This is a genomic window from Tabrizicola sp., from assembly GCF_022842145.1.
Lineage (GTDB): Bacteria > Pseudomonadota > Alphaproteobacteria > Rhodobacterales > Rhodobacteraceae > Tabrizicola.
In genome coordinates this window covers 203147-223809 of sequence record NZ_JALHQD010000006.1, presented here as the reverse complement: position 1 = coordinate 223809, position 20663 = coordinate 203147, and the positions used below count along the sequence as shown (strand labels likewise).

At 66.3% G+C, this 20663-nt stretch carries 21 protein-coding genes; 16 read left to right on the top strand and 5 right to left on the bottom strand.

The annotated features are described in order from the left end of the window. Nucleotides 1–31: 31 nt before the first annotated feature. From Q0C42_RS15260 to Q0C42_RS15235, 6 genes are all read left to right on the top strand, one after another. Nucleotides 32–1630, top strand: a complete 1599-nt coding sequence (locus Q0C42_RS15260; protein ID WP_295077634.1) for an ABC transporter substrate-binding protein — start codon at nucleotides 32–34, stop codon at nucleotides 1628–1630. 9 nt (nucleotides 1631–1639) lie between these two features. Further along, a complete protein-coding gene (locus Q0C42_RS15255; RefSeq protein ID WP_295077631.1) occupies nucleotides 1640–2596 on the top strand; it encodes an ABC transporter permease in 957 nt (318 codons plus the stop codon). After that, nucleotides 2593–3408 carry an ABC transporter permease gene (locus tag Q0C42_RS15250; protein WP_295077628.1) on the top strand — a complete coding sequence of 272 codons (816 nt, stop codon included), beginning with the start codon at nucleotides 2593–2595 and terminating at the stop codon, nucleotides 3406–3408. The genes Q0C42_RS15255 and Q0C42_RS15250 overlap by 4 nt, the downstream gene beginning before the upstream one ends. Continuing rightward, nucleotides 3401–5035, top strand: coding sequence for an ABC transporter ATP-binding protein (locus Q0C42_RS15245; protein ID WP_295077624.1), 1635 nt, complete (start codon nucleotides 3401–3403; stop codon nucleotides 5033–5035). The genes Q0C42_RS15250 and Q0C42_RS15245 overlap by 8 nt, the downstream gene beginning before the upstream one ends. A gap of 84 nt (nucleotides 5036–5119) precedes the next feature. Continuing rightward, nucleotides 5120–5953, top strand: coding sequence for an alkaline phosphatase family protein (locus Q0C42_RS15240; protein ID WP_295077620.1), 834 nt, complete (start codon nucleotides 5120–5122; stop codon nucleotides 5951–5953). A gap of 117 nt (nucleotides 5954–6070) precedes the next feature. After that, on the top strand, nucleotides 6071–6535 hold the full coding sequence (locus Q0C42_RS15235) for a hypothetical protein (protein ID WP_295077617.1): 465 nt from the start codon (nucleotides 6071–6073) through the stop codon (nucleotides 6533–6535). On the opposite strand, the gene aroB is transcribed toward Q0C42_RS15235, so the two are convergent. Together aroB and Q0C42_RS15225 are read right to left on the bottom strand one after the other, a co-directional pair. Then, nucleotides 6532–7644, bottom strand: coding sequence for a 3-dehydroquinate synthase (gene aroB, locus Q0C42_RS15230; protein ID WP_295077787.1), 1113 nt, complete (start codon nucleotides 7642–7644; stop codon nucleotides 6532–6534). The genes Q0C42_RS15235 and aroB overlap by 4 nt on opposite strands. Beyond that, nucleotides 7641–8180 carry a shikimate kinase gene (locus Q0C42_RS15225; protein WP_295077615.1) on the bottom strand — a complete coding sequence of 180 codons (540 nt, stop codon included), beginning with the start codon at nucleotides 8178–8180 and terminating at the stop codon, nucleotides 7641–7643. The genes aroB and Q0C42_RS15225 overlap by 4 nt, the downstream gene beginning before the upstream one ends. A gap of 193 nt (nucleotides 8181–8373) precedes the next feature. Between Q0C42_RS15225 and Q0C42_RS15220 the strand changes: the two genes are divergently transcribed. From Q0C42_RS15220 to Q0C42_RS15205, 4 genes are all read left to right on the top strand, one after another. After that, nucleotides 8374–8508: a hypothetical protein gene (locus Q0C42_RS15220; RefSeq protein WP_295077611.1), complete on the top strand. Its 135-nt coding sequence runs from the start codon at nucleotides 8374–8376 to the stop codon at nucleotides 8506–8508. A gap of 67 nt (nucleotides 8509–8575) precedes the next feature. Further along, nucleotides 8576–10060 (top strand): hypothetical protein, encoded by a 1485-nt coding sequence (locus Q0C42_RS15215; protein ID WP_295077608.1) that lies wholly within the window; start codon nucleotides 8576–8578, stop codon nucleotides 10058–10060. 3 nt (nucleotides 10061–10063) lie between these two features. Beyond that, the gene (locus tag Q0C42_RS15210; RefSeq protein WP_295077605.1) at nucleotides 10064–11002 is read left to right on the top strand and encodes a site-specific tyrosine recombinase XerD; all 939 of its coding nucleotides are present in this window, start codon (nucleotides 10064–10066) and stop codon (nucleotides 11000–11002) included. Between the two features lie 15 nt (nucleotides 11003–11017). Further along, complete coding sequence (locus Q0C42_RS15205) at nucleotides 11018–12319, top strand: HlyC/CorC family transporter (RefSeq protein WP_295077602.1); 1302 nt, start codon at nucleotides 11018–11020, stop codon at nucleotides 12317–12319. Here Q0C42_RS15205 and Q0C42_RS15200 read toward each other — a convergent pair. Next, a complete protein-coding gene (locus tag Q0C42_RS15200) occupies nucleotides 12291–12857 on the bottom strand; it encodes a flavodoxin domain-containing protein (protein WP_295077599.1) in 567 nt (188 codons plus the stop codon). The two genes, Q0C42_RS15205 and Q0C42_RS15200, sit on opposite strands and share 29 nt — an antisense overlap. 72 nt (nucleotides 12858–12929) lie before the next feature. Next, complete coding sequence (locus Q0C42_RS15195) at nucleotides 12930–13724, bottom strand: gamma-glutamyl-gamma-aminobutyrate hydrolase family protein (RefSeq protein ID WP_295077596.1); 795 nt, start codon at nucleotides 13722–13724, stop codon at nucleotides 12930–12932. Between the two features lie 223 nt (nucleotides 13725–13947). Here Q0C42_RS15195 and Q0C42_RS15190 point away from each other — a divergent pair, with 223 nt between their 5' ends. The 3 genes from Q0C42_RS15190 to Q0C42_RS15180 are packed head-to-tail and all read left to right on the top strand — an operon-like array spanning nucleotide 13948 to nucleotide 16192. Then, nucleotides 13948–14298 (top strand): DUF305 domain-containing protein, encoded by a 351-nt coding sequence (locus Q0C42_RS15190; RefSeq protein WP_295077593.1) that lies wholly within the window; start codon nucleotides 13948–13950, stop codon nucleotides 14296–14298. 56 nt (nucleotides 14299–14354) lie between these two features. Then, nucleotides 14355–15308, top strand: a complete 954-nt coding sequence (gene denD / locus Q0C42_RS15185; RefSeq protein ID WP_295077589.1) for a D-erythronate dehydrogenase — start codon at nucleotides 14355–14357, stop codon at nucleotides 15306–15308. Between the two features lie 38 nt (nucleotides 15309–15346). Next, nucleotides 15347–16192 carry a DMT family transporter gene (locus Q0C42_RS15180; RefSeq protein ID WP_295077586.1) on the top strand — a complete coding sequence of 282 codons (846 nt, stop codon included), beginning with the start codon at nucleotides 15347–15349 and terminating at the stop codon, nucleotides 16190–16192. A 6-nt stretch (nucleotides 16193–16198) separates the two neighbouring features. On the opposite strand, the gene Q0C42_RS15175 is transcribed toward Q0C42_RS15180, so the two are convergent. Continuing rightward, nucleotides 16199–17404 (bottom strand): aminotransferase class V-fold PLP-dependent enzyme, encoded by a 1206-nt coding sequence (locus Q0C42_RS15175; RefSeq protein ID WP_295077583.1) that lies wholly within the window; start codon nucleotides 17402–17404, stop codon nucleotides 16199–16201. Between the two features lie 99 nt (nucleotides 17405–17503). Here Q0C42_RS15175 and Q0C42_RS15170 point away from each other — a divergent pair, with 99 nt between their 5' ends. The 3 genes from Q0C42_RS15170 (at nucleotide 17504) to Q0C42_RS15160 (ending at nucleotide 20645) form a co-directional block, all read left to right on the top strand. Next, entirely contained in the window at nucleotides 17504–19276 is a 1773-nt protein-coding gene (locus Q0C42_RS15170; protein WP_295077580.1) for an ABC transporter transmembrane domain-containing protein, read from the top strand. Between the two features lie 39 nt (nucleotides 19277–19315). Then, complete coding sequence (locus Q0C42_RS15165) at nucleotides 19316–20086, top strand: folate-binding protein (RefSeq protein ID WP_295077577.1); 771 nt, start codon at nucleotides 19316–19318, stop codon at nucleotides 20084–20086. A 232-nt stretch (nucleotides 20087–20318) separates the two neighbouring features. Then, entirely contained in the window at nucleotides 20319–20645 is a 327-nt protein-coding gene (locus Q0C42_RS15160) for a DUF6280 family protein (protein WP_295077574.1), read from the top strand. Nucleotides 20646–20663: the final 18 nt, after the last annotated feature.

Below are 20663 nucleotides of genomic sequence, written 5' to 3'. Positions count from 1 at the left end.
TCCCCGGAATGGGGCCAACAGGGAGACCACAATGGACGACAAGCACAAGCAGCTTGACTGGATGGTATCGCAAGCCAGGACCGGCCGGATGACGCGGCGTGAATTCGTCGGGCGCACGACGGCTCTTGGCGTGTCGGCGGGACTTGCCTCGGCGCTGTTCTCGAAAGCCGCCACCGCGCAGGAAGCCAAGAAGGGCGGCGTGATCCGCGTCGGCATGCAGGGCGGGGAATCGACCAACAGCCTTGATCCGGCACTGGCCGCGTCGGAAGTTCCGTTCCAGGTGAACATGACCTGGGGCGAGATGCTGTGCGACGTGAACCCGGACGGCACCATCGACCCGCGGATCGCCGAAGAGATCTCGTCCAACGCCGATGCGACCGAGTGGAAGTTCAAGATTCGTGCGGGCGTCGAATATCACGGCGGCGGCACGGTGACGGCCGAGGACGTGGTGGCGACGCTGAAGCGGCACACCGACGAGAAGGCGCAGTCCGGCGCGCTGGGGATCGTGCAGGGCATCACCGAGATGAAGGCCGAAGGTGACATGGTCACCCTGAAGCTGAATGCGGCCAACGCCGACCTGCCCTTCCTGATGGGCGACTATCACCTGATGATCCAGCCCGGCGGTGGCGTGGACAATCCGGCAGCCGGCATCGGTGCGGGCCCGTACCAGGTCGTGGTGAACGAGCCCGGCGTGCGGCACACGTTCAAGAAGCACGCGAACTACTTCGACAGCAGCATCGGCCATGCCGACGAGGTCGAGATCCTGGTGATCAACGACAACACCGCCCGGACGGCGGCGCTGCAGTCGGGCCAGATCCACATGATCAACCGGGTCGACCCGAAGATCGTGGAACTGCTGAAAGGCGTGCCGGGCGTGCAGATCAAGCACGTGGCGGGTCGCGGGCATTACGTCTTCATCATGCACTGCGACAAGGCGCCCTTCGACAACAACGACATGCGGATGGCGCTGAAGTACGCGATCAACCGGGGCGAGATGGTCGAGAAGATCCTGGGTGGCCTTGGCACCCCCGGCAACGACTTCCCGATCAACGCGGCCTATCCCCTGTTCGAGGACAAGTTCGAGCAGCGCGAATATGACGCGGCCAAGGCGGCGGAGCATTACGCGAAGTCCGGCCATGACGGGTCGCCGATCATGCTGGCGACCGCTCCGGGGGCCTTCCCGGGCGCGGTCGATGCGGCGAACCTCTTCGCGGCCAGCGCCAATGCGGCGGGGATTCCGCTGCAGGTGAAGCTGGAGCCCGATGACGGCTACTGGTCGAACGTCTGGAACGTCGCTCCGTTCTGCGCGTCCTACTGGGGCGGGCGTCCGGTGCAGGACCAGATGTACACGACGGCCTATCTCTCCACCGCCGAATGGAACGACACCAAGTTCAAGAACGCCAAGTTCGACGAGCTTCTGATGGCGGCCCGGGGCGAGCTGGACACGGCCAAGCGCACCGGCATGTACACCGAAATGGCGCAGATCCTGCGCGATGAGGGTGGCCTGATCCTGCCGATGTTCAACGACTTCGTGTCGGGCGTCAGCGACACCATCGGCGGTTGGGTCGACGACCCGAATGGCGAGCTGATGAACGGCCGTGCACAGGTCCGCTGCTGGCTGAACGCGTAAGGCCGGCGGGTGCATCCGATCCTGAAGCTAATGGTCCAGCGCATTGCGCTGGGCCTCCTTCTCTTGCTCGCCGTGTCCGCCGTGATCTTCCTAGGGGTCGAGGCGCTGCCGGGCGATACGGCTCAGGCCATTCTGGGTCAGCAGGCGACACCCGAGGCGCTGGCGAACCTGCGCGAGAAGATGGGGCTGAACGAGCCGCCCCTGACCCGCTATTTCCAGTGGCTGGGGGGTGTGCTGACCGGCGACCTTGGCACGGCACTGACCAACGGCGCGGATATCGCGCAGTCCATCGGGCAGCGGCTGGGCAATACCATGTTCCTTGCGGGCTGTGCGGCCGTCATCGCGGTGCCGCTGGCGATCCTTCTGGGTCTTATCGCCGCGCGCTACGCCGGCAAGTGGCCGGACAAGGTGATTTCGGGCATCACGCTGTCGACCATCAGCCTGCCGGAATTCGTTGCGGCCTATTTCGTCATCTTCATCTTCACCCAGCTGATCCCGATCTTCCAACCCGTCGCAATGGTCTTTCCGGGCATGGGCTTCTGGGCCAAGCTGAATGCCGTCGCACTGCCCGTCATCGTGCTGGTGCTTGTCGTCCTTGCACACATGATGCGGATGACCCGGGCCGCGATCCTGAACGTGATGCAGTCGGCCTACATCGAAACCGCCGAGCTTAAGGGCCTGTCGCCGATGACGGTGATCTGGCGCCATGCGCTGCCGAACGCGATTGCCCCGGTGGTCAGCGTGGTGATGTTGAACATGGCCTATCTGGTCGTCGGTGTCGTCGTGGTCGAAGTGGTCTTCGGCTACAACGCCCTAGGACAATATCTGGTCGACCACGTCACCAAGCGTGACCTGCCCGTGGTGCAGGCCGTCGGCCTGATCTTCGCCGCCGTCTACATCTTCCTGAACATGCTGGCCGACGTCATCGGCATCCTGGCCAACCCGCGCCTGAGGCACCCGAAATGAGAATACCCATTTCCGCCCTCATCGGCCTTGTCTTCACCGGGCTGTTCCTGTTCGTGGCGATCTTCGCCCATTGGATCGCCCCCTACGAGATCACCGATGTCTCGGGCGGCCAGTGGGAGGGTCCCTCGGCGCAGTTCTGGCTGGGGACCGACACCATCGGCCGGGATATCCTGTCGCGGCTGATCTACGGCGCGCAGATCACCATCTTCGTGGCGCTGGCATCGTCGGTGCTGGCCTTTTCGATGGGGGCGTTCCTGGGCTTTCTGGCGGCGGTCAAGGGCGGCTGGGTCGATCAGGTCCTGTCGCGGATCGTCGATCTGGTGATGGCCGTGCCCTCGCTGATCGTGGCGCTGGTCATGCTGTCGGTCCTGCCGCTGAACCTGACCGTCCTGATCCTGGTGATGGGGGTGCTGGACAGCACCCGCGTCTTCCGCCTGTCCCGCGCCGTGGCGGTGGACATCACGGTGATGGATTACGTCGAGGCCGCACGGCTGCGGGGCGAGAAATGGGGCTGGGTGATCTTCAAGGAGATCCTGCCGAACGCGATGTCGCCGCTGGTGGCCGAGTTCGGGCTGCGCTTCATCTTCGCGGTCCTGTTCATCTCGACCCTGTCGTTCCTGGGCCTGGGCGTGCAGCCGCCGCTGGCCGACTGGGGCGGGATGGTGAAGGAGAACAAGGATGGGCTGATCTACGGCAAGTCCGCCGCGCTTTTGCCTGCCGCTGCGATTGCCGCTTTGGCGATCAGCGTGAACCTTGTCGCGGACTGGATCCTGACCCGGACCTCCAGCCTGAAAGGAGGCCGCGGTGGCTGATCCCCTGTTGCAGATCAAGGGCCTCGTGATCGAGGCCACCTCGTACCCGCCGGGCGAGCCTCCGAAAGAGGTGACCTTGGTCCACGGGGTCGACCTGACCTTGCAAAAGGGCCGGGTGCTGGGGCTGATCGGCGAATCCGGGGCGGGCAAGTCGACCATCGGCTTGTCGGCGATGGCTTATGGGCGCGGCGGCGTGCGGCTGACGGGCGGGACCATCCATCTGAACGGCCGGGAGATCCGGCTCGCCGATGCCAAGGCGCTGCGGGCCCTGCGCGGGCGCGAGGTGACTTACGTCTCGCAATCCGCCGCCGCCAGCTTCAATCCGGCCAAGCAGATCATGGAGCAGGTGATCGAGTCCTCGCTGTCGCACGGGCTGATGTCGAAGACCGAGGCCGAGGCAAGGGCGCGGGCGCTGTTCAAGAAGCTTGGATTGCCGAACCCCGACACGATCGGCAGCCGCTATCCGCATCAGGTCTCGGGCGGGCAGTTGCAGCGTTGCATGACGGCGATGGCGCTGTGTCCGAAGCCCGATCTGGTGATCTTCGACGAACCGACCACGGCCCTTGACGTGACGACGCAGATTGACGTCCTCGCCGCGATCAAGGAGGCGATCCGGGATACGGATGTCGCGGCCCTGTACATCACGCACGACCTGGCCGTGGTGGCGCAGGTCGCGGATGACATCATGGTGCTGCGGCACGGGAAGATGGTGGAACTGGGCGAGACCGGGCAGATCATCCACCGCCCGACGCAGGACTACACCCGCGCTCTGGTCTCGGTCCGCAGTCTGGACCATGTGGAAAAGGCCCCGGCCCCGCCGATCCTGCAGGTGCAGAACCTGACGGCGCGGTATCGCGGGACGAACTTCGACGTGTTGAAGAACGTCTCGGTCGATCTGCCGGTGGGCCAGACGCTGGCGGTGGTGGGAGAGTCGGGGTCCGGCAAGTCGACGCTGGCCCGCGCGATCACCGGGCTGTTGCCGCCGTCCGCGGGGCGGATCACCTTTGCCGGGCGGCAGTTGTCGGCGGACCTTGCGGGGCGCAGCAAGGATGATCTGCGCGAAATCCAGATGATCTACCAGATGGCCGATACCGCGATGAACCCGCGGCAGACCGTGGGCACGATCATCGGGCGGCCGCTGGAGTTCTACTTCGGTCTGCGCGGGGCCGATCGCGAGAAGCGGGTGCAGCAATTGCTGGACCAGATCGAGATGGGCAAGGGCTTTGCCGACCGCTATCCGGCGGAACTGTCGGGTGGCCAGAAGCAGCGGGTCTGCATCGCGCGGGCGCTGGCGGCGAACCCGAAGCTGATCATCTGCGATGAGGTGACCTCGGCGCTGGACCCCCTGGTGGCGGATGGCATCCTGAAGCTCCTGCTGAACCTGCAGGCGGAAGCGGGGGTGGCCTATCTCTTCATCACGCATGATCTGGCGACGGTGAGGGCCATCGCCGACAAGATCGCGGTGATGTTCAAGGGAGCTGTGGTCCGGTATGGCCAGAAGACGGACGTGCTGATGCCGCCTTTTGATGATTACACCGACCTTCTGCTGTCCTCGGTCCCCGAGATGGAACAGGGCTGGCTGGAGCAGGTGATCGCGCACCGGAAGATGGAGAGCGCGGGGAACTGAACCGCCGCTCGTCGTTGGACTTCGTCCCTCCTCGCTGGGTGGGCCCTTCCGACGAGAAGACGAAGTCGCATGAGGAGGTGCGCCATGACGAAGCTTCTGCTGATCATCCTGGACGGCGTGCCGTATCGCAACTGGCGGCGGCTGTTCGGCAACTTGGAAGGCTGGGTCGAACAGGGCGAAGCCCAGGTGCGGCGGATGCGGGCGGTGCTGCCTTCGACCTCGGCCTCCTGCTATGCCTCGATCCACACGGGTGTGCCGCCGCAGCAGCATCACATCTGGGACAACGCGGATATCCGGCGGGTCACCTTTCCCGATGTGTTCAGCGAGTTGACGCAGGCGGGCAAGACCACAGGCGCGGTGACGCACAGCTATTGGTCCGAGTTCTTCAACCGCGCGCCGTTCGACGTGGTCCGCGACATCGAGTATGACGAGCCGGGCGGCCCGATCACTCACGGGCGGTTCCACACGATGCATGGCTACGGGCATGCCAACCAGATGACGCCGTCGGACTATGACCTTTTCGGCATGCTGACGCGGCTGTGCGAGGTGAAGGGGATCGACTACGGCATCCTGCACACCTGCACGCTGGACAGCATGGGCCACCGCTTCTTCCACGACTGCGAGGAGATGGACCACGCCTGTTTCCACATGGACGCGATCCTGGCGCCGTGGATCCACCGTTGGCGGCAGAACGGGTACGAGGTGATCGTCACCGCCGATCACGGGCAGGATGCGCGGGGGCACCACGGCGGGACGGGCGAGGACCAGCGCGACTTTGCGTTTTATTACTTTGGTAACAGCAGCTTGCCGCCCGAAGATCAGGTTCTGGATCAACTGGCATTGGCCCCCTCGATCCTGACTCGCTTGGGCGTTCCGGTGCCGCCGACGATGCGGGCCGCGCCGTTCTTCACCCGCTGAGCCAGTCCTTCACGACGCGGTGTGCGGCGGATGGTGGCGGGCCGGAGCACTGGACACGGAACCGAATTCACCGCATAGACGCGCGTGCCTCACGCCCTTTCGGAGACCAGCTTGTCGATGACCGCAAAGACCCGCCTTGCTCGCCTGCTGGCCCTGGGGCTGATCCTGCCGCTGGCCGCCTGCGCCACGGGCACCAGCCCCATGCAGCTTTACCCGCTGCAAGGTCCGATTGCCGACGCCGATCCGACGCTGGTCATCCAGGCGACGGCGAAGAACACGACCGGCACGTCCGGAGAGCTGGCCTTCCGCTTGCCAGAGGGTGGGCGCTGCTCCGGCACCTGGTCGTCGCTGACCCCGCGCACGGTGTCGAACACCAAGGGCATGTCGCTGACCTTCAAGAAGACCGGCGGCGAAGTCGGGCGCGAGATCGAGACCGTCGCGGGCGTCAACAACGGCGAAATCTACGCCGTCTGCGCCGACGGGACCCGGGTGCAGGGCACCTTCGTCATCGGGTCGGGCACCGCCAGCGGCACGGGGCAAGCCTCGGACACCAACGGCAACGTCTACAAGCTGCTGTTCTAGGCGCCGAGCGCGTCTTCCAGCACGGCGCGCACCTTGTCGCCCGGCACGTCATCGGCCACGAAGGCCTGACCGATGCCGCGCGCGAGGATGAAGCGCAGTTTGCCGTCCACGACCTTCTTGTCCTGCCCCATCAGTGCGATCAGCGCCTCGGAGCCCGGAAGATCGCCGGGGATGTCGCGGATGTCGGTCTTCATTCCCATCGTCTTCAGATGCGCGCGGACACGGCTTGGTTCTTCCTGACTGCACAGGTCAAGGCGCGAGGACAGCTCGAACGCCAGCGCACAGCCGATGGCGACGCCTTCGCCATGCAGCAGGCGGTCGGAATATCCGGTCGCCTTTTCAAGGGCATGGCAGAAGGTGTGGCCAAGGTTCAGAAGCGCGCGCTCGCCCTCCTCGGTCTCGTCACGGCTGACGATCCCGGCTTTCATCTCGACCGACCGGGTCACGGCGCGCAGGCGGGCCGCCTTGTCGCCGGCGCGCAGCGCGGGACCTTCGGCTTCCAGCCAGTCGAAGAAGGCGGCATCGCCGAGAAGCCCGTACTTCACCACCTCGCCATAGCCGGACAGGAAGTCGCGGTCGGTCAGCGTATCGAGGACGTCGATGTCGGCCAGCACCAGGCTGGGCTGGTGGAAGGCGCCGACGAGGTTCTTGCCCTGCGCGGTGTTGATCCCGGTCTTGCCGCCGACGGAACTGTCCACCTGCGCCAGAAGCGAGGTCGGAAGCTGCACGAAGCGGACGCCCCGGCGCAGGATGGCGGCGGAAAAGCCCACGAGGTCGCCGATCACGCCACCGCCAAGGGCCAGGACCACATCCTTGCGTTCCACCTTCTGCTCCAGCAGCCATTCGGTGCAGCGGGCAAGGTTCTCCCAGTTCTTCGTCCCCTCTCCCGGCGGCAAGGCGAGTGTCGTCGAGGCAATCCCTTCGGCGGACAGTGCCTCGGTCAGTGCGGGAAGATGCAGGGCCGCGATGGTCGTTTCGGTGACGATCGCGATGCGTTTGCGGCGCAGGAGCGGTGCGATTTCGGCCCCGGCGCGGGACAGAAGGCCTTGGCCGATCCGCACCTGATAGGAGCGTTCGCCCAGATCAACCGCAACTGTGTTCAAGATCAGACCTCCAGCACGTCGGGCCGCGCTTTCAGCGCCTCGACCACCCGCGCCGCCATATCGTCGACGGATCGTTCGGCAGCACTTTCGACCACGATGTCGGCCATCGCATAAAGCGGCTGGCGGGCCTCGTAAAGCGTGCGCAGCGTCTCGCGCGGGTTTGACGTGCGCAACAGGGGCCGGGTCGTCTTGTGGCGGACGCGCTGCCACAGAAGCTCCAGGTCGGCCTTGAGCCAGACCGAGACGCCGACGTCATGGATGAGCTGGCGGTTGCTTTCGGACAGGAACGCGCCGCCGCCGGTCGACAGGACGCAAGGCGTGCTGCGCAAAAGACGGCTGATGACCTCGGTCTCGCGGGAGCGAAAGAAGGGCTCGCCGTCGCGTTCGAAGATCTCGGCGATGGAGCGGCTGGCGGCGCGGACGATCTCTTCGTCGGAATCCTTGAACGCGACGCCAAGCTGCCGTGCCAGCGCCGTGCCGACCGCGGTCTTGCCCGCGCCCATCATTCCTACCAGGACTACCGTCTTGACCAGACTGACCATCGCCACACCATGCATGATCCCGCGGGCAAGGACTTGCCGACCGGAAAACTTTCCCCCTCAATGGCGTGAAGTCTTCCCGAATGCTATATAGATTTGCAATGGCACCTGCGACGGCCCGCGTTTATGCGGACAGGCGCGGGAATGACAGCCGGACGGGCCAAACCGTCCAGGCGGCACGAGGAAGGGCAAGGCGATGGGTCGGATCATCAAGGCGTTGGTGGTGCTGGTGATTTTGGGCTTCATCGGCTTGACGGGTTATGCCTATCTGGGTGATCTCGCCCCCAGTCAGGGCGAAGTGAAGAAGCCTGTGGTGTTGAATGCGGACTAGTGCGGCGGGTCTTATTTCCCTTTTGATCCTTGGTGATCCGGCGGCAGGCCAGGATGCAGGCGGGCCCTTGTCCGCCATCGACTGGCTGTCGCAGTCCGTTGCCACCCCGGCCACGGCGGCAGCAGCGGCGGGCACTGGGGTGGCCATCGACGAGCCACCCGTCACCGAAGCCGGGGGTGCGCTTCCCGCCGCGGTGACGACATCCTCGCTGGACGGCCCCTCACCCGATGGGGTCGGACTGATCGCGTCCGCGGTGTCTGGTCTGCCGAAGGATCTTTGGGGCAACGGGCTGACGCGCGAAATTGCCGAGCGGCTGGTCACCCACCCCGACGACGACCTGCCGGCGCTGCGCCAGTTGTTCCTGACGATCCTTCTGGCCGAGGTGGCGGCTCCGGTCGATGCGGGCGGGCGGGGCGAGTTGTTGCAGACGCGGATCGACAAGCTTCTGGCGCTTGGTGCGCTGGAGCAGGCGGCGGCGCTGATCGAGGCCGCGGGGGCGACCACGCCCGATCTGTTCCGCCGCGCCTTCGATGTGGCCCTTCTGACCGGGGCCGAGGATCGCGCCTGTCAGTCGATGGCCAACGCCCCCCACCTTGCGCCAACGGTGCCGGCGCGGATCTTCTGTCTGGCCCGGTCCGGCGACTGGGACACGGCGGCGCTGACGATCCGCACCTCGCGCGCGCTGAACCAGATCTCGGCGGACCAGGAGACGCTTTTGTCGCGCTTCCTTGATCCCGACCTTTTCGAGGGTGAGCCGGTCCCGCCTGCGCCAAGTCCGGTCACGCCACTGGACTGGATGATCTATGCCGCCATCGGCGAGCCATTGCCGACCGAGGGACTGCCGATCGCCTTTTCCTACGCCGAACTTAGCCCGCGCGTGGGATGGAAGTCGCAGATCGAGGCGGCCGAGCGATTGACGCGGGCCGGGACGATCCCGCCGAACGTGATTCTGGGACTTTACACGGAACGCGAGCCCGCCGCTTCGGGCGGCGTGTGGGACCGGGTCGCCACCTTCCAGGCCTTCGATGCGGCGATCACCGCAGGCGATGGGGCGCGGGTCGCGGCGACCCTGCCCGCGGTCTGGGCCAAGATGCAGGAGGCCGAGCTGGAGGTCCCCTTCGCCACGCTTTTCGGCAAGGCGTTGCAGGACGTCACCTTGACCGGCGAGGCTGCCGCCATCGCGTTTCGGGTCGGGCTGCTGTCGCCCTACTCGGAGATGGCGGCCAAGCGGCACAAGCCTGGCAACCCCGAGGATGCGTTTCTTGTGGCCCTTGCCGTGGGCGACGCACGGAACGTCGTTCCACCCGACAGCCTGGGGCGGGCGATCTCGGCTGCTTTCCGGGCGCCGACCCCGTCGGTCGAGGCGCAGGCGCTGCTGGAGGGCAACCGCAAGGGCGAGGCGATCATCGTTGCCATCGACAACATCGCGCGGGGCGTGCAGGGCGACTTGCGCGGCGTGACCGAAGGGTTGTCGCTTTTGAGCCTGGCGGGTCTGGAAGGTGTCGCCCGGCGTGCGGCGCTGGAGCTGATGATCCTGGAACGGCGGGGCTAGGCCATGCCCGACGCCGAGGCGAGCCGCTGGATCTCGACCTTCCTCGACGCCTGTGCCGCCGAACTTGGGGCGGCGCGGAACACGCAACTGGCCTATGGCCGCGACCTGGCGGATTTTGCCGACTGGCTGGCGCGCCGGGACCTGGCTTTCGACAAGGCGGGGCGCGAGGCGGTGGAGGATTACCTGGTCCATTGCGACTCGCAGGGCCTGTCCAAGGCGACCCGCGCGCGGCGGCTGTCGTCGATCCGCCAGCTTTACCGCTTTGCCTTCGAGGAGGGCTGGCGCAGCGACAATCCCGCCCTGCGGTTGACGGGCCCGGGCCGGGCGCAAAGCCTGCCGAAGACGGTGACCGAGAGCGAGGTCACCCGGCTGATGGACGCGGCGCGCACCCGCGCCCGCAACCCGGCGGACCGACTGCGGGATACGGCGCTGTTCGAACTTCTTTACGCCACCGGCCTGCGGGTCAGCGAGTTGGTTGGGCTGCCCGTCGCGGCCGTCCGGGGCGATCCCCGGATGATCCTGGTGCGCGGCAAGGGCGACAAGGAACGCATGGTGCCGCTGTCCGGCCCGTCCCGCGCGGCCTTGGCCGAATGGCTGGCCCACCGGGACGCCGAGGACGAGGCGGGGCGCAAGGCGGGTCGCCCGCCGTCACGGTATCTCTTTCCCGGCGACGGCCGCGAGGGGCACCTGACACGGCAGTATTTCCACAGCCTGGTCAAGGACGTCGCGGTGCTGGCGGGCATCTCTCCCGCCCGGGTGACGCCGCATGTGCTGCGCCATGCCTTTGCAACCCATCTTCTGGCCCACGGCGCAGACCTGCGGGTGATCCAGACGCTGCTCGGCCATTCCGACGTTGCCACGACCGAAATCTACACCCATGTGCTGGACGATCATCTGAAGGACCTGGTCCTGACCAAGCATCCCCTGGCCCGCAAGGGCTGAGCCCGGAAAGACCCGATGACCCCCCAAACGCTTGATACCGCCTTCTGGCTGACAGTGGCCGCCATCCTGGTCCTCTTGGTGATGTCCGCCTTCTTCTCCGGGTCGGAAACCGCACTGACGGCCGCATCACGCGGCAAGCTGAAGGCGCAGGCCGACCGCGGCTCACGCGGGGCAAAGGCGGCGATGCGGGTGACCGAGGACCGCGAGCGGATGATCGGTGCGCTGCTTCTGGGCAACAACATCGTCAACATCCTGTCGGCCTCGCTGGCGACAGCACTTCTGACCCGGATCTTCGGCGACAGTGGGGTGGCGCTGGCGACCCTGGGGATGACCGCGCTGGTCCTGATCTTCGGCGAGGTGATGCCGAAGACCGTCGCGATCACCTTTCCCGAGTCGGTGGCGACCCGTGTCGCCCCGATCATCCGGGTGCTGATCCTGATCTTCTCGCCCATCGTGACGATCGTCCGCCTGCTGGTCCGCGGCATGTTGCGCCTGATCGGGTTGAAACCAAGCCCCGGCGGCGAGATGCTGGCCTTGCGCGAAGAAATCGCCGGAGCGATCGCGCTGGGTCATTCCGAAGGCGCGGTGCACAGAGCAGACCGCGACCGCCTGCTGGGGGCACTGGACCTGTCGCACCGCACCGTCGACGAGATCATGCGCCACCGCCGCCAGATCGAGATGATCGACGCCGATCTGCCGCCCGGTGAGATCATCACCCGCGTCCTTGCCTCGGCCCACACCCGGCTGCCGATCTTTCGGGACAGCGACGACAACATTCTGGGCGTGGTCCATGCCAAGGACCTTTTGCGGGAGGTCGACCGGCTGGTCCGCGGCGAGGACGGCTCGGTCGCCGGTATCGGCGCGCTGCAGATCGAAAAGGTGGCGATGAGGCCCTATTTCATCCCCGAAACGACCGCCCTGGACGAGCAGATGCGCCAGTTCCTGGCCCGACGCACCCATTTCGCGCTGGTAGTCGACGAGTACGGCACGCTGCAGGGCCTGATCACCCTGGAAGACATCCTGGAAGAGATCGTCGGCGACATCACCGACGAATTCGACGTGGTGAAGAAGGACGGCCTGACCCCGACCGATGACGGCGCCTGGCTGATCGACGGGGCGATGACGATCCGCGACCTGAACCGGGCCACTGACTGGCGGCTGCCGGATGACGAGGCCAACACGTTGGCGGGCCTTGTCATCCACGAGGCCCAGATGATCCCGAACGCGGGTCAGGTCTTCAGCTTCCACGGTTTCCGCTTCGAGGTGATGGAAAAGCGCGAGAACCGGATTATCCGGCTGAAACTGCGCCCGCTTTGACCCTGGGGGTCAGGCCGACCAGCCAATCGTCCAGTGCCAGAACCAGCGCCGCCCAGTCGGTGTATTCCTTGTCCTTGCCGGGTTCGACCGTCTCGCCCTTCTGGTCCGCGATCCGGCGCATCGCCCAGGCGCGGAAGAAGTCGTATTCGGAAAAGCGGAACGCCCCCGCCACATGCTCGACGCGGGCGGGGGTCCAGCCGGTGGCGGCCTTGAAATCGGCAAGGCAAGTCCGGAGGCCCGACCAATCATCGAGGTCGTCCCCCGCAGCAGACAACGAGACGGCAAGGAACAACGTGGGCATCTGCGCAAGGTCGGCAGCAGCCTCGGTCGCAAAGCGGACCAGCGTCTTCTGGTAGCCCCCGGCGTGCAACGAACCGGCGAGGATCGCTCCGTCGAAGCGGGAGAGGTCGAGGCCCTCGGCATCTTCCAGGTTCAGAAGTTCGACCGCATGGCCAAGTCCCGCAAGGCGGTCGGCCGCAAAGCGCGCGATCTTGCGGGTCTGGCCGTCGGTCGTGGCATAGGCGACAAGCAGCTTCATGGGGCACCTCCTTTTCGTCAGGTACCCATGCGCTAGCAGACCGGGGCCGCGCCCGCCCTGATCTGCCTCAAGTCAGGCCGAGCGCGCCATTGCCGCGGGGCGCTCACCCTCGGCCCAGGCGGCGACGGCCTGGCCAAAGGCCTGGAAGAGCGGGCGCGAAACGGGGTCGTTGCCCGCGTTCCATTCCGGGTGCCACTGGACCGAGAGCGTGAAGCCGGGCGCATCCTTGACGTAGATCGCTTCGGGTGTGCCATCGGGCGCATGGCCGTCGATCACGATACGGCACCCGGCCCGGGCGATGCCTTGGCCATGCAGCGTATTGGTCATCACCTCGCGCGCGCCCATCAGCTGGTGGAAAACCCCGCCCTCGGTGAAGCTGACGGTGTGGCGCAGCGCGAAGCATTCCTCCAGCGAGCCGTCGGGCGGCATCCGGTGGTTCAGCCGGCCCGGCAGGTCGCGGATTTCGGGGTAAAGCGTGCCGCCAAGCGCCACGTTCACCTCCTGAAAGCCGCGGCAGATGCCAAGGAAGGGCTGGCCCCGTTCGACGCAGGCCCGGATCAGGGGCAGCGTGATCGCATCGCGGCCGCGGTCGAAGGCGCCGTGGGCGGGGGTTTCCTCCTCGCCGTATTCGCTGGGGTGGACGTTGGGGCGGCCGCCGGTCAAGAGGAAGCCGTCGCAAAGATCAAGGAGTTCCTCGACCCCGACGTAGCGCGGGTCCGAGGGGATGATCAACGGGATGGCGCCTGCAACTTCGGCGACGGCAGCCGTGTTCATCGTTCCGGCGGAATGCGTCGGGTAGCGGTCGTTTATCACGTAGCTGTTGCCGATGATCCCGATGACGGGACGGTGCCGCTTGTGCTTGGTCACCTGGACCTCTTGCGTCTTGTGCCTTCGTGGCCTGAACATACGCGCCCGATCCCCGGTCGGAAAGGGGCAGAAGCCCCTGTCTGCCGCACAGATCGCCGTCCGTCGTGCACAACTGCGGAACAATCGGTACGGCTGCCGCTTTTCCGTTCACGCCGAAATGAGTTTCCTTCCCATGCGGGAAGGTCCGACATCGCACCCAAGGTCAATTCGAAGGAGAACAACGATGTTGAAGCAGCTTACCCTGGCGGCCGTCCTGCTGGCCAGCGTTCCCGCGCTGGCGCAGGAAGCCGGGCACGAAGGGCACATGATGGGCGACAAGGGCCCCGCCTCGATGGCCTTCATGGAGGCCAACGACCGGATGCATGCGGCGATGATGATGGAATACACCGGCAATGCCGATGTCGACTTCGTCAAAGGCATGATCGCGCACCACAAGGGCGCGGTCGAAATGGCCCAGATCGTGCTGGAGCACGGCAAGGACGCGGAAGTGAAGAAGCTCGCCGAAGAGATCATCGCGGCGCAGGAATCCGAGATCAAGTGGATGGAGGAGTGGCTGGCCAAGAACGGCGGCTGATCCGCTTGGCTTTGCGGTCTTGATGTGGTCCCCTTCCGGCGAACGGAGGGGACCACATGCATATCCTGATCCTCGGCGCGGCGGGAATGCTGGGCCGCAAGCTGACCCAGGCCATCACGGGCGGCGCGCTGGCGTTTGACCGGCTGACGCTGGCGGACATTGTCGTGCCCGGTTCGGTCGCGGGCGCGGTGTCGGTGGCGGTGAACCTGACCGAGGCGGAGGCGGCAGAGCAGCTGGTCAAGGACCGGCCGGACCTGATCTTCCACCTTGCCGCAATCGTGTCAGGTGAGGCGGAGGCGGACCTTGCCAAAGGGTATGCCACGAACCTTGACGCCTCGCGGGCGCTTTTCGATGCAATCGCGGCGATGCCGGACTATTGCCCGCGCGTGGTCTTCGCCTCGTCGCTGGCGGTGTTCGGAGCACCCTTCCCGAAGGTGATCCCGGACGACTTCCACCTGACCCCACGCACCAGTTACGGGACGCAGAAGGCGATGACCGAGCTGCTTCTGTCGGACTATTCGCGCCGGGGTCTTCTGGACGGGATCGCCCTGCGGCTGCCGACGATCTGCATCCGGCCCGGCGCTCCGAACCGGGCGGCCTCGGGGTTCTACTCCTCGATCCTGCGCGAGCCCTTGAACGGGTTGCCAGCCACCCTGCCCGTCCGCGACAGCTTGCGCCACTGGTTCGCCAGCCCCCGCGCCGCGACGGGCTTCTTCTTGCGGGCAGCAACGCTGGACACGGGTCTCCTTGGCCCCAGCCGGGCGCTGTCGATGCCCGGCCTTTCCGCCAGCATCGCCGAGATGATCGAGGCCCTGCGCCGCGTCGCGGGGCAGCAAGCCGTCGATCTTATCCACTATGCCCCCGACCCGGTCATCCAGGCCATCGTCGAACCCTGGGCCGAGGCGTGCGAGGCCGGGCAGGCCCGCGCACTGGGCTTCACCGCCGAACAGGGCTTCGACGAGATCATCCGCATCTATCTGGAGGATGACCGTCCCGGAGGTCCATCCTGACCGTTGTTGGCGTAGCGCCCGCCCCGGCCCGGCCCCTGGTGGGCGTGGCCCTGATGCTGACGGCGATGGCAATCCTGCCCATCATCGACGTCTTCGCCAAGAAGCTGGGCCAGGCCGGCATGCCGATCCTGATCGTGGTCTGGGCCCGTGCGCTGTTCGGCGGGTTGATGACCCTGCCCTTCGCCCTTCGGGCAGAAGGAGCGCAAGCCTTCCGTCCGGCGCAGCCGCTGCGCCAGCTGGCGCGGGCGGTCCTGCTGTTCGGGGCGACCTTCCTGTTCTTCGAGGCGCTGAAACACCTGCCCATCGCCGATGCACTGGCGATCTTCTTCGTCAACCCGCTGGTGATCGTGATCCTTTCGGCGCTTGCCCTGCGCGAAAGGGTCGGGCCCCGCCGCTGGGCCGCCGTCGCCGTAGGGTTTGTCGGCACGCTGATCATCATCCGGCCCGGAATGGTCGAGGTGAACCCCGGCACCTTCCTGGCGCTGGGGTCGGGGGTGGCGCTGGGGACCTACCTGGTGCTGACCCGCGCAATGGCGAGGGGGGCTGACGCCATGGTGCTGAACTTCCAGACCTCGGTTGTCGGGGCGGCGCTGATGACGCTGGCGCTACCGTTCCTCTGGATCGCCCCAACACCGGAGCAGTGGGCGATGCTCGCTGCCCTGGGGGTGATCGCGACGCTGGGCCATGTGCTGATCACCATGGCCTACGAACATGGCGAAGCCTCGCTTCTCGCCCCACTGGCCTTTACCGAAATCGTGATGGCGACGATCCTGGGCTGGTGGTTCTTCGCTGACCTGCCAGACCGCTGGACCGTGTTGGGGGTCACGATCCTGATCAGTTCTGCGATCTACATCTCGATCCGCGAGCGGCAAGGGAAAGCGTAGGGTGCGCTACAGCGCACCTTTGGCCACCACCCCGGTTGCCGCCGCCAAGGCCCCCGCGCCATGCGGAATGGCAAGCGCGGTCATCCCCGCCTCCATCACTGCAAGCGCACCCAGCGTCATGTGGGCGTTCACATGGCCCATGTGCGCGACGCGCAGGAAACCGTGGTAGGCCGGGTCGGTCGAGGGTGCCATGCCAAGGCCGATGCCAAGCGTCACGCCGCCCTTGTGTTCGCACCATTCCCGCAACCGGGTCGCATGCGGCGCGCCGAAGCGGGCGGCGGTGACCGACCAGCCGCGATGCGCGGCCTCGGTGACGTTCATCCCGATTGCCGGATTGCCCGCCGACCAGCAGTCGAAGGCGGACCAGACCGCAGAGGCGAGCGTTTGGTGGCGCTTCCAGACATTCGGCAGACCCTCTTCGCGGATCATGTCCAACGCCTCACGCAGGCCGTAAAGGTGGCTGGTCGGCGCGGTGCCGTCCCAAATCTGCCAGAACTCCTCGGGTTCGGCGCGGGGTCCCCAGGCCCAGTAGGGGGTGGCGAGGTCCGACTTGCCGCAGCGCAGGCGGGCGGCTTCGGAAAACCAGACGAAGGCCATGCCGGGCGGCGTCATCAGGCCCTTCTGGCAGGCGGCGACCATCACATCGACGCCCCAGTCGTCCATCCGGAATTCGTCACAGCCAAGGGACGCGATGCAGTCCACCGCCAAGAGCGCTGGGTGCCCCGCCGCGTCCATCGCTTCGCGCAGCGCCGGAATGTCGGTCTTGATCGAACTGGCCGTGTCGACATGCGTTGTCAGGACGGCCTTGATCTGGTGGGCGGTGTCGGCGCGCAATGCCGCCTCGACCCGGTTCATGTCGGCGGGCGAGGACTTGCCGAAGTCCAGAACCTCGACCTCGATCCCCATCGCGCGGGCCGAATTGGCCCAGGACAGCCCGAACTGCCCCACCGCCAGCACCAGGGCCTTGTCGCCCCGGCTGAAGAGATTCGCGTTCGCCGCCTCCCACCCCGAATGGCCGTTGCCGATGTACATCGCCACATGGCCCACCGTCCCCGCCACGGCGCGCAGGTCGGGGAACAGCGAAGCCACCATCTCGATCAGCGGACCTTCGTAGATGTTGGGTGATCCCTGGTGCATGGCACGCAGCACCCGGTCGGGAATCACCGAAGGGCCTGGGATGGCCAGGTAGGGGCGACCGTTGGCAAGGCTCATGCGTCTCTCCATCACTGCCCGACATGGCTAGGCCCGTGCGCAGGCAGCGTCAATCCGGCCCGGCTTGAGAGTTGCGCCCATTCCGGCTAAACCCGCGCCATGCACGACGAAAGCCACGCCCCGGACACCGACCGTCCCTATTCCTCGCGCGAGCTTTTCCGGCGCTATTTCGGCCTGTACCTGCGGCCGCACCTGACCCTTATCATCGTGACCTTCCTGATCATGATGGTCGAGGGATCGACGCTGGGTCTTCTGTCCTACATGCTGAAGCCGCTGTTCGATGTGGTCTTTGCCGAAGGTGGCGCGGGTCTTCTGATCTGGGTCGGTGCCGCAATCCTTGGCCTGTTCGTCCTGCGGGCGATCACCTCGATCCTGGGACGCTGGCTTTTGACGCGCGTCAACCAGAACGCGGCGGGCGCGATGCAGGTCGATCTGGTGCGCCACCTGCTGACGCTGGACGCCAGTTTCTTTCAGGAGCATTCGCCGGGCAAGCTGATCGAGCGGGTGCAGGGTGACACGATGGCCGCGCAGGGGGCCGCGGTTCTGGTGATCGGCGGTGTCGGGCGCGATCTGGTTTCGCTGATCGGGCTTTTCATGGTGGCGATCTGGATCGATCCCTACTGGACCGCCGCCGCGATGATCGGCGCGCCGCTTCTGCTGTTTCCCGCCTACCTCTTGCGGCGCTACCTGCGGCGCAAGGCGATGCTGACCCGCGAGCAGTCCGGGCTGCGCGCCACGCGGCTGGACGAGATCTTCCACGGCATCCAGTCGGTCAAGCTGAACCGGATGGAGGATTACCAGGCGTCGCGCTTTCAGCGCATCATCGACACCATCGTCCGCGCCGAGGTGAAGACCGCGCTTGGCCGGGCCGCGATGCCGGCGCTGGTCGACGTGATCACCGGCCTGGGCTTCTTCGCCGTCCTGATGCTGGGCGGCGCCGAGGTGGCCAGCGGCGAACGGACGACGGGCGAGTTCATGTCCTTCTTCACCGCGATGGCGCTGACCTTCCAGCCGATCCGCCGCCTGAGCGACCTTGCAGGCCAGTGGCAGGTGGCCGAAGCCAGCCTGGAGCGGGTCTTCACCCTGTTTGACACCCAGCCCTCGGGCACCCGCCCCGCGCAAAGCCGCGCGACGCCTGCCCCTGGCGCACCTGAAATCCGTTTCGAGAGCATCAGCTTCACCTATCCCGACCGTCCGGTGCTGGACGGGCTGAGCTTCACTGCCGAAGCAGGCAAGGTGACGGCGCTGGTCGGCTCGTCGGGCGCGGGCAAGTCCACGGTGTTCCACCTGATCGCAGCCCTGGTCGAACCGCAGGCCGGTCGCATCCTGATCGGTGGCGTCGATGTGCAGGACCTGAGCCTTTACGACCAGCGTGCGCTTTTGTCCTCGGTGTCGCAGGACGCGGCGCTGTTCGACGAAACCCTGCGCGAGAACCTGCTTCTGGGCCGCACCGACCGCGCCCCCGAGCGGCTGCTGCAGGTCCTGGACGATGCGGAAGCGACAGGCTTCGTGTCGGGGATGCCGCTGGGGCTTGATACGCCGGTCGGGACCCGTGGCTCGGCTCTGTCCGGGGGGCAGCGGCAACGCGTGGCCATCGCCCGCGCGCTGCTGGCCGATGCGCCGGTGCTGTTGTTGGACGAAGCGACCTCGGCGCTGGACACGAGGACCGAAGCAGCGGTTTCGGCCGCCCTGTCGCGGGCGCAGGGTGACCGCACGACCCTGGTCATCGCGCACCGGCTGTCGACTGTGAAGGGTGCGGACAAGATCATCGTGCTGGATCGCGGCCGGATGATCGAGGAAGGCACCCACGACGAGCTCATGGCGCGCCGGGGGCTTTATTCGCAGCTGCAAGAGGCACAACTGCGTGAGTAAGGCTTCCGCCGGCGCAGCCCGGCCCCTAAGGTTGCACGCATGACCCAGAACCCTGCCCGCACCGTCTGGACGATGACCGGAAAGGACGCGCAGACCTTTCTGCAGGGCCTCGTGTCGAACGATCTTCGCCCGCTGGAGACGGCGCCCGGGATCATCTGGGCGGCGCTTCTGACACCGCAGGGCAAGTATCTGGCGGATTTCCTGGTGGTTCGCCTGCCGGATGGGCCGCTACTGATCGACATAGCCACGCCGCTTGCGCCCGACACCTTGCGTCGCCTGACAATGTACCGCCTGCGTGCCGACGTGCAGATCGCTCCAGCCGCGCTGACGGTCAGCCGCGGCATTGGCGATGCGCCAGAAGGTGCGCTGCCCGACCCCCGTCACCCGGCCCTTGGCTGGCGGCTTTACGGTCCGGAAGACCGGAGCGAGGCCGGAATCGACTGGGACGAAATCCGGGTGCGGCATGTCATCCCGGAGAGCGGGATCGAACTGGTTCCCGACGACACCTACATCCTTGAGGCCGGGTTCGAGCGCCTGCACGGCGTCGATTTCCGCAAGGGCTGCTATGTCGGGCAAGAGGTCACGGCGCGCATGAAGCACAAGACCGAGCGGCGCAAGGGTCTGGTGCAGGTCGTGGTCGACGGCGCGGCCCCGGTGGGGACCGAGATCCTGGCCGATGGCAAGGCGGCTGGCACGCTGTTCACCCAGGCCGACGGGCACGGCATCGCGTATCTGCGCTTCGACCGCGCGGCTCAGCCGCTGCAGGCGGGAAGCGCGCGGGTCAGCCTGACAGAACCGCAGCCCGACTGACAGGACCGCGCTGACGGGCAAGAAAATCTTAACCAAAGGTTGAAAGACTGGCGGAGTCCCCCATATCTCGCATATGCCGGGGCAATCCGACGACTAGATACAGTACCGCCCTGCACGGGCCATGCACTGGACGCATAGCAGTCATTCCAAAAGCGGTCAGCCCGAATCGTCCGCAAGCGGTTACAACCCACGAACTCCGCGGAAGACAAGAGCAAGAAAAAAGGAAAAAACGATGCGTGACACCATCGACAGCACCGCCTTCAACTTCGAGCAGGGCCAGCGCGCACGCAAGCTTTTCGCCGCCGTGGTTCTCGCGGCGCTGGATGACGCCATTGCCGACGACAAGAAGTACGGCAACGGTCCGGACCAGATCGCCCGCTGGGCGCGCTCGCGCGATGGCCGTGAAGTGCTGTCCTGCGCCGGAATCGACCCGAACGAACGTGTCGTGAAGGGTCTGATGGAGTTCGTCTCGAAGGGCGTGCGCACCTCGGTCGCGCTGAGCCGCGAAGAATCCGAACGTCGCCACGCGCTGGAGCTGGAGCAGGCCGAAGCGGCCTGATCCGATCCTGTCGCCAGG

Bases quoted from the DNA above. Each gene is read 5' to 3' on its own strand.
- Q0C42_RS15260 (WP_295077634.1), top strand. From the start codon at position 32: ATGGACGACAAGCACAAGCAGCTTGACTGGATGGTATCGCAAGCCAGG.
- Q0C42_RS15250 (WP_295077628.1), top strand. From the start codon at position 2,593: ATGAGAATACCCATTTCCGCCCTCATCGGCCTTGTCTTCACCGGGCTG.
- Q0C42_RS15240 (WP_295077620.1), top strand. From the start codon at position 5,120: ATGACGAAGCTTCTGCTGATCATCCTGGACGGCGTGCCGTATCGCAAC.
- Q0C42_RS15235 (WP_295077617.1), top strand. From the start codon at position 6,071: ATGACCGCAAAGACCCGCCTTGCTCGCCTGCTGGCCCTGGGGCTGATC.
- Q0C42_RS15225 (WP_295077615.1), bottom strand. From the start codon at position 8,180: ATGGTCAGTCTGGTCAAGACGGTAGTCCTGGTAGGAATGATGGGCGCG.
- Q0C42_RS15220 (WP_295077611.1), top strand. From the start codon at position 8,374: ATGGGTCGGATCATCAAGGCGTTGGTGGTGCTGGTGATTTTGGGCTTC.
- Q0C42_RS15210 (WP_295077605.1), top strand. From the start codon at position 10,064: ATGCCCGACGCCGAGGCGAGCCGCTGGATCTCGACCTTCCTCGACGCC.
- Q0C42_RS15205 (WP_295077602.1), top strand. From the start codon at position 11,018: ATGACCCCCCAAACGCTTGATACCGCCTTCTGGCTGACAGTGGCCGCC.
- Q0C42_RS15200 (WP_295077599.1), bottom strand. From the start codon at position 12,857: ATGAAGCTGCTTGTCGCCTATGCCACGACCGACGGCCAGACCCGCAAG.
- Q0C42_RS15190 (WP_295077593.1), top strand. From the start codon at position 13,948: ATGTTGAAGCAGCTTACCCTGGCGGCCGTCCTGCTGGCCAGCGTTCCC.
- denD (WP_295077589.1), top strand. From the start codon at position 14,355: ATGCATATCCTGATCCTCGGCGCGGCGGGAATGCTGGGCCGCAAGCTG.
- Q0C42_RS15175 (WP_295077583.1), bottom strand. From the start codon at position 17,404: ATGAGCCTTGCCAACGGTCGCCCCTACCTGGCCATCCCAGGCCCTTCG.
- Q0C42_RS15170 (WP_295077580.1), top strand. From the start codon at position 17,504: ATGCACGACGAAAGCCACGCCCCGGACACCGACCGTCCCTATTCCTCG.
- Q0C42_RS15165 (WP_295077577.1), top strand. From the start codon at position 19,316: ATGACCCAGAACCCTGCCCGCACCGTCTGGACGATGACCGGAAAGGAC.
- Q0C42_RS15160 (WP_295077574.1), top strand. From the start codon at position 20,319: ATGCGTGACACCATCGACAGCACCGCCTTCAACTTCGAGCAGGGCCAG.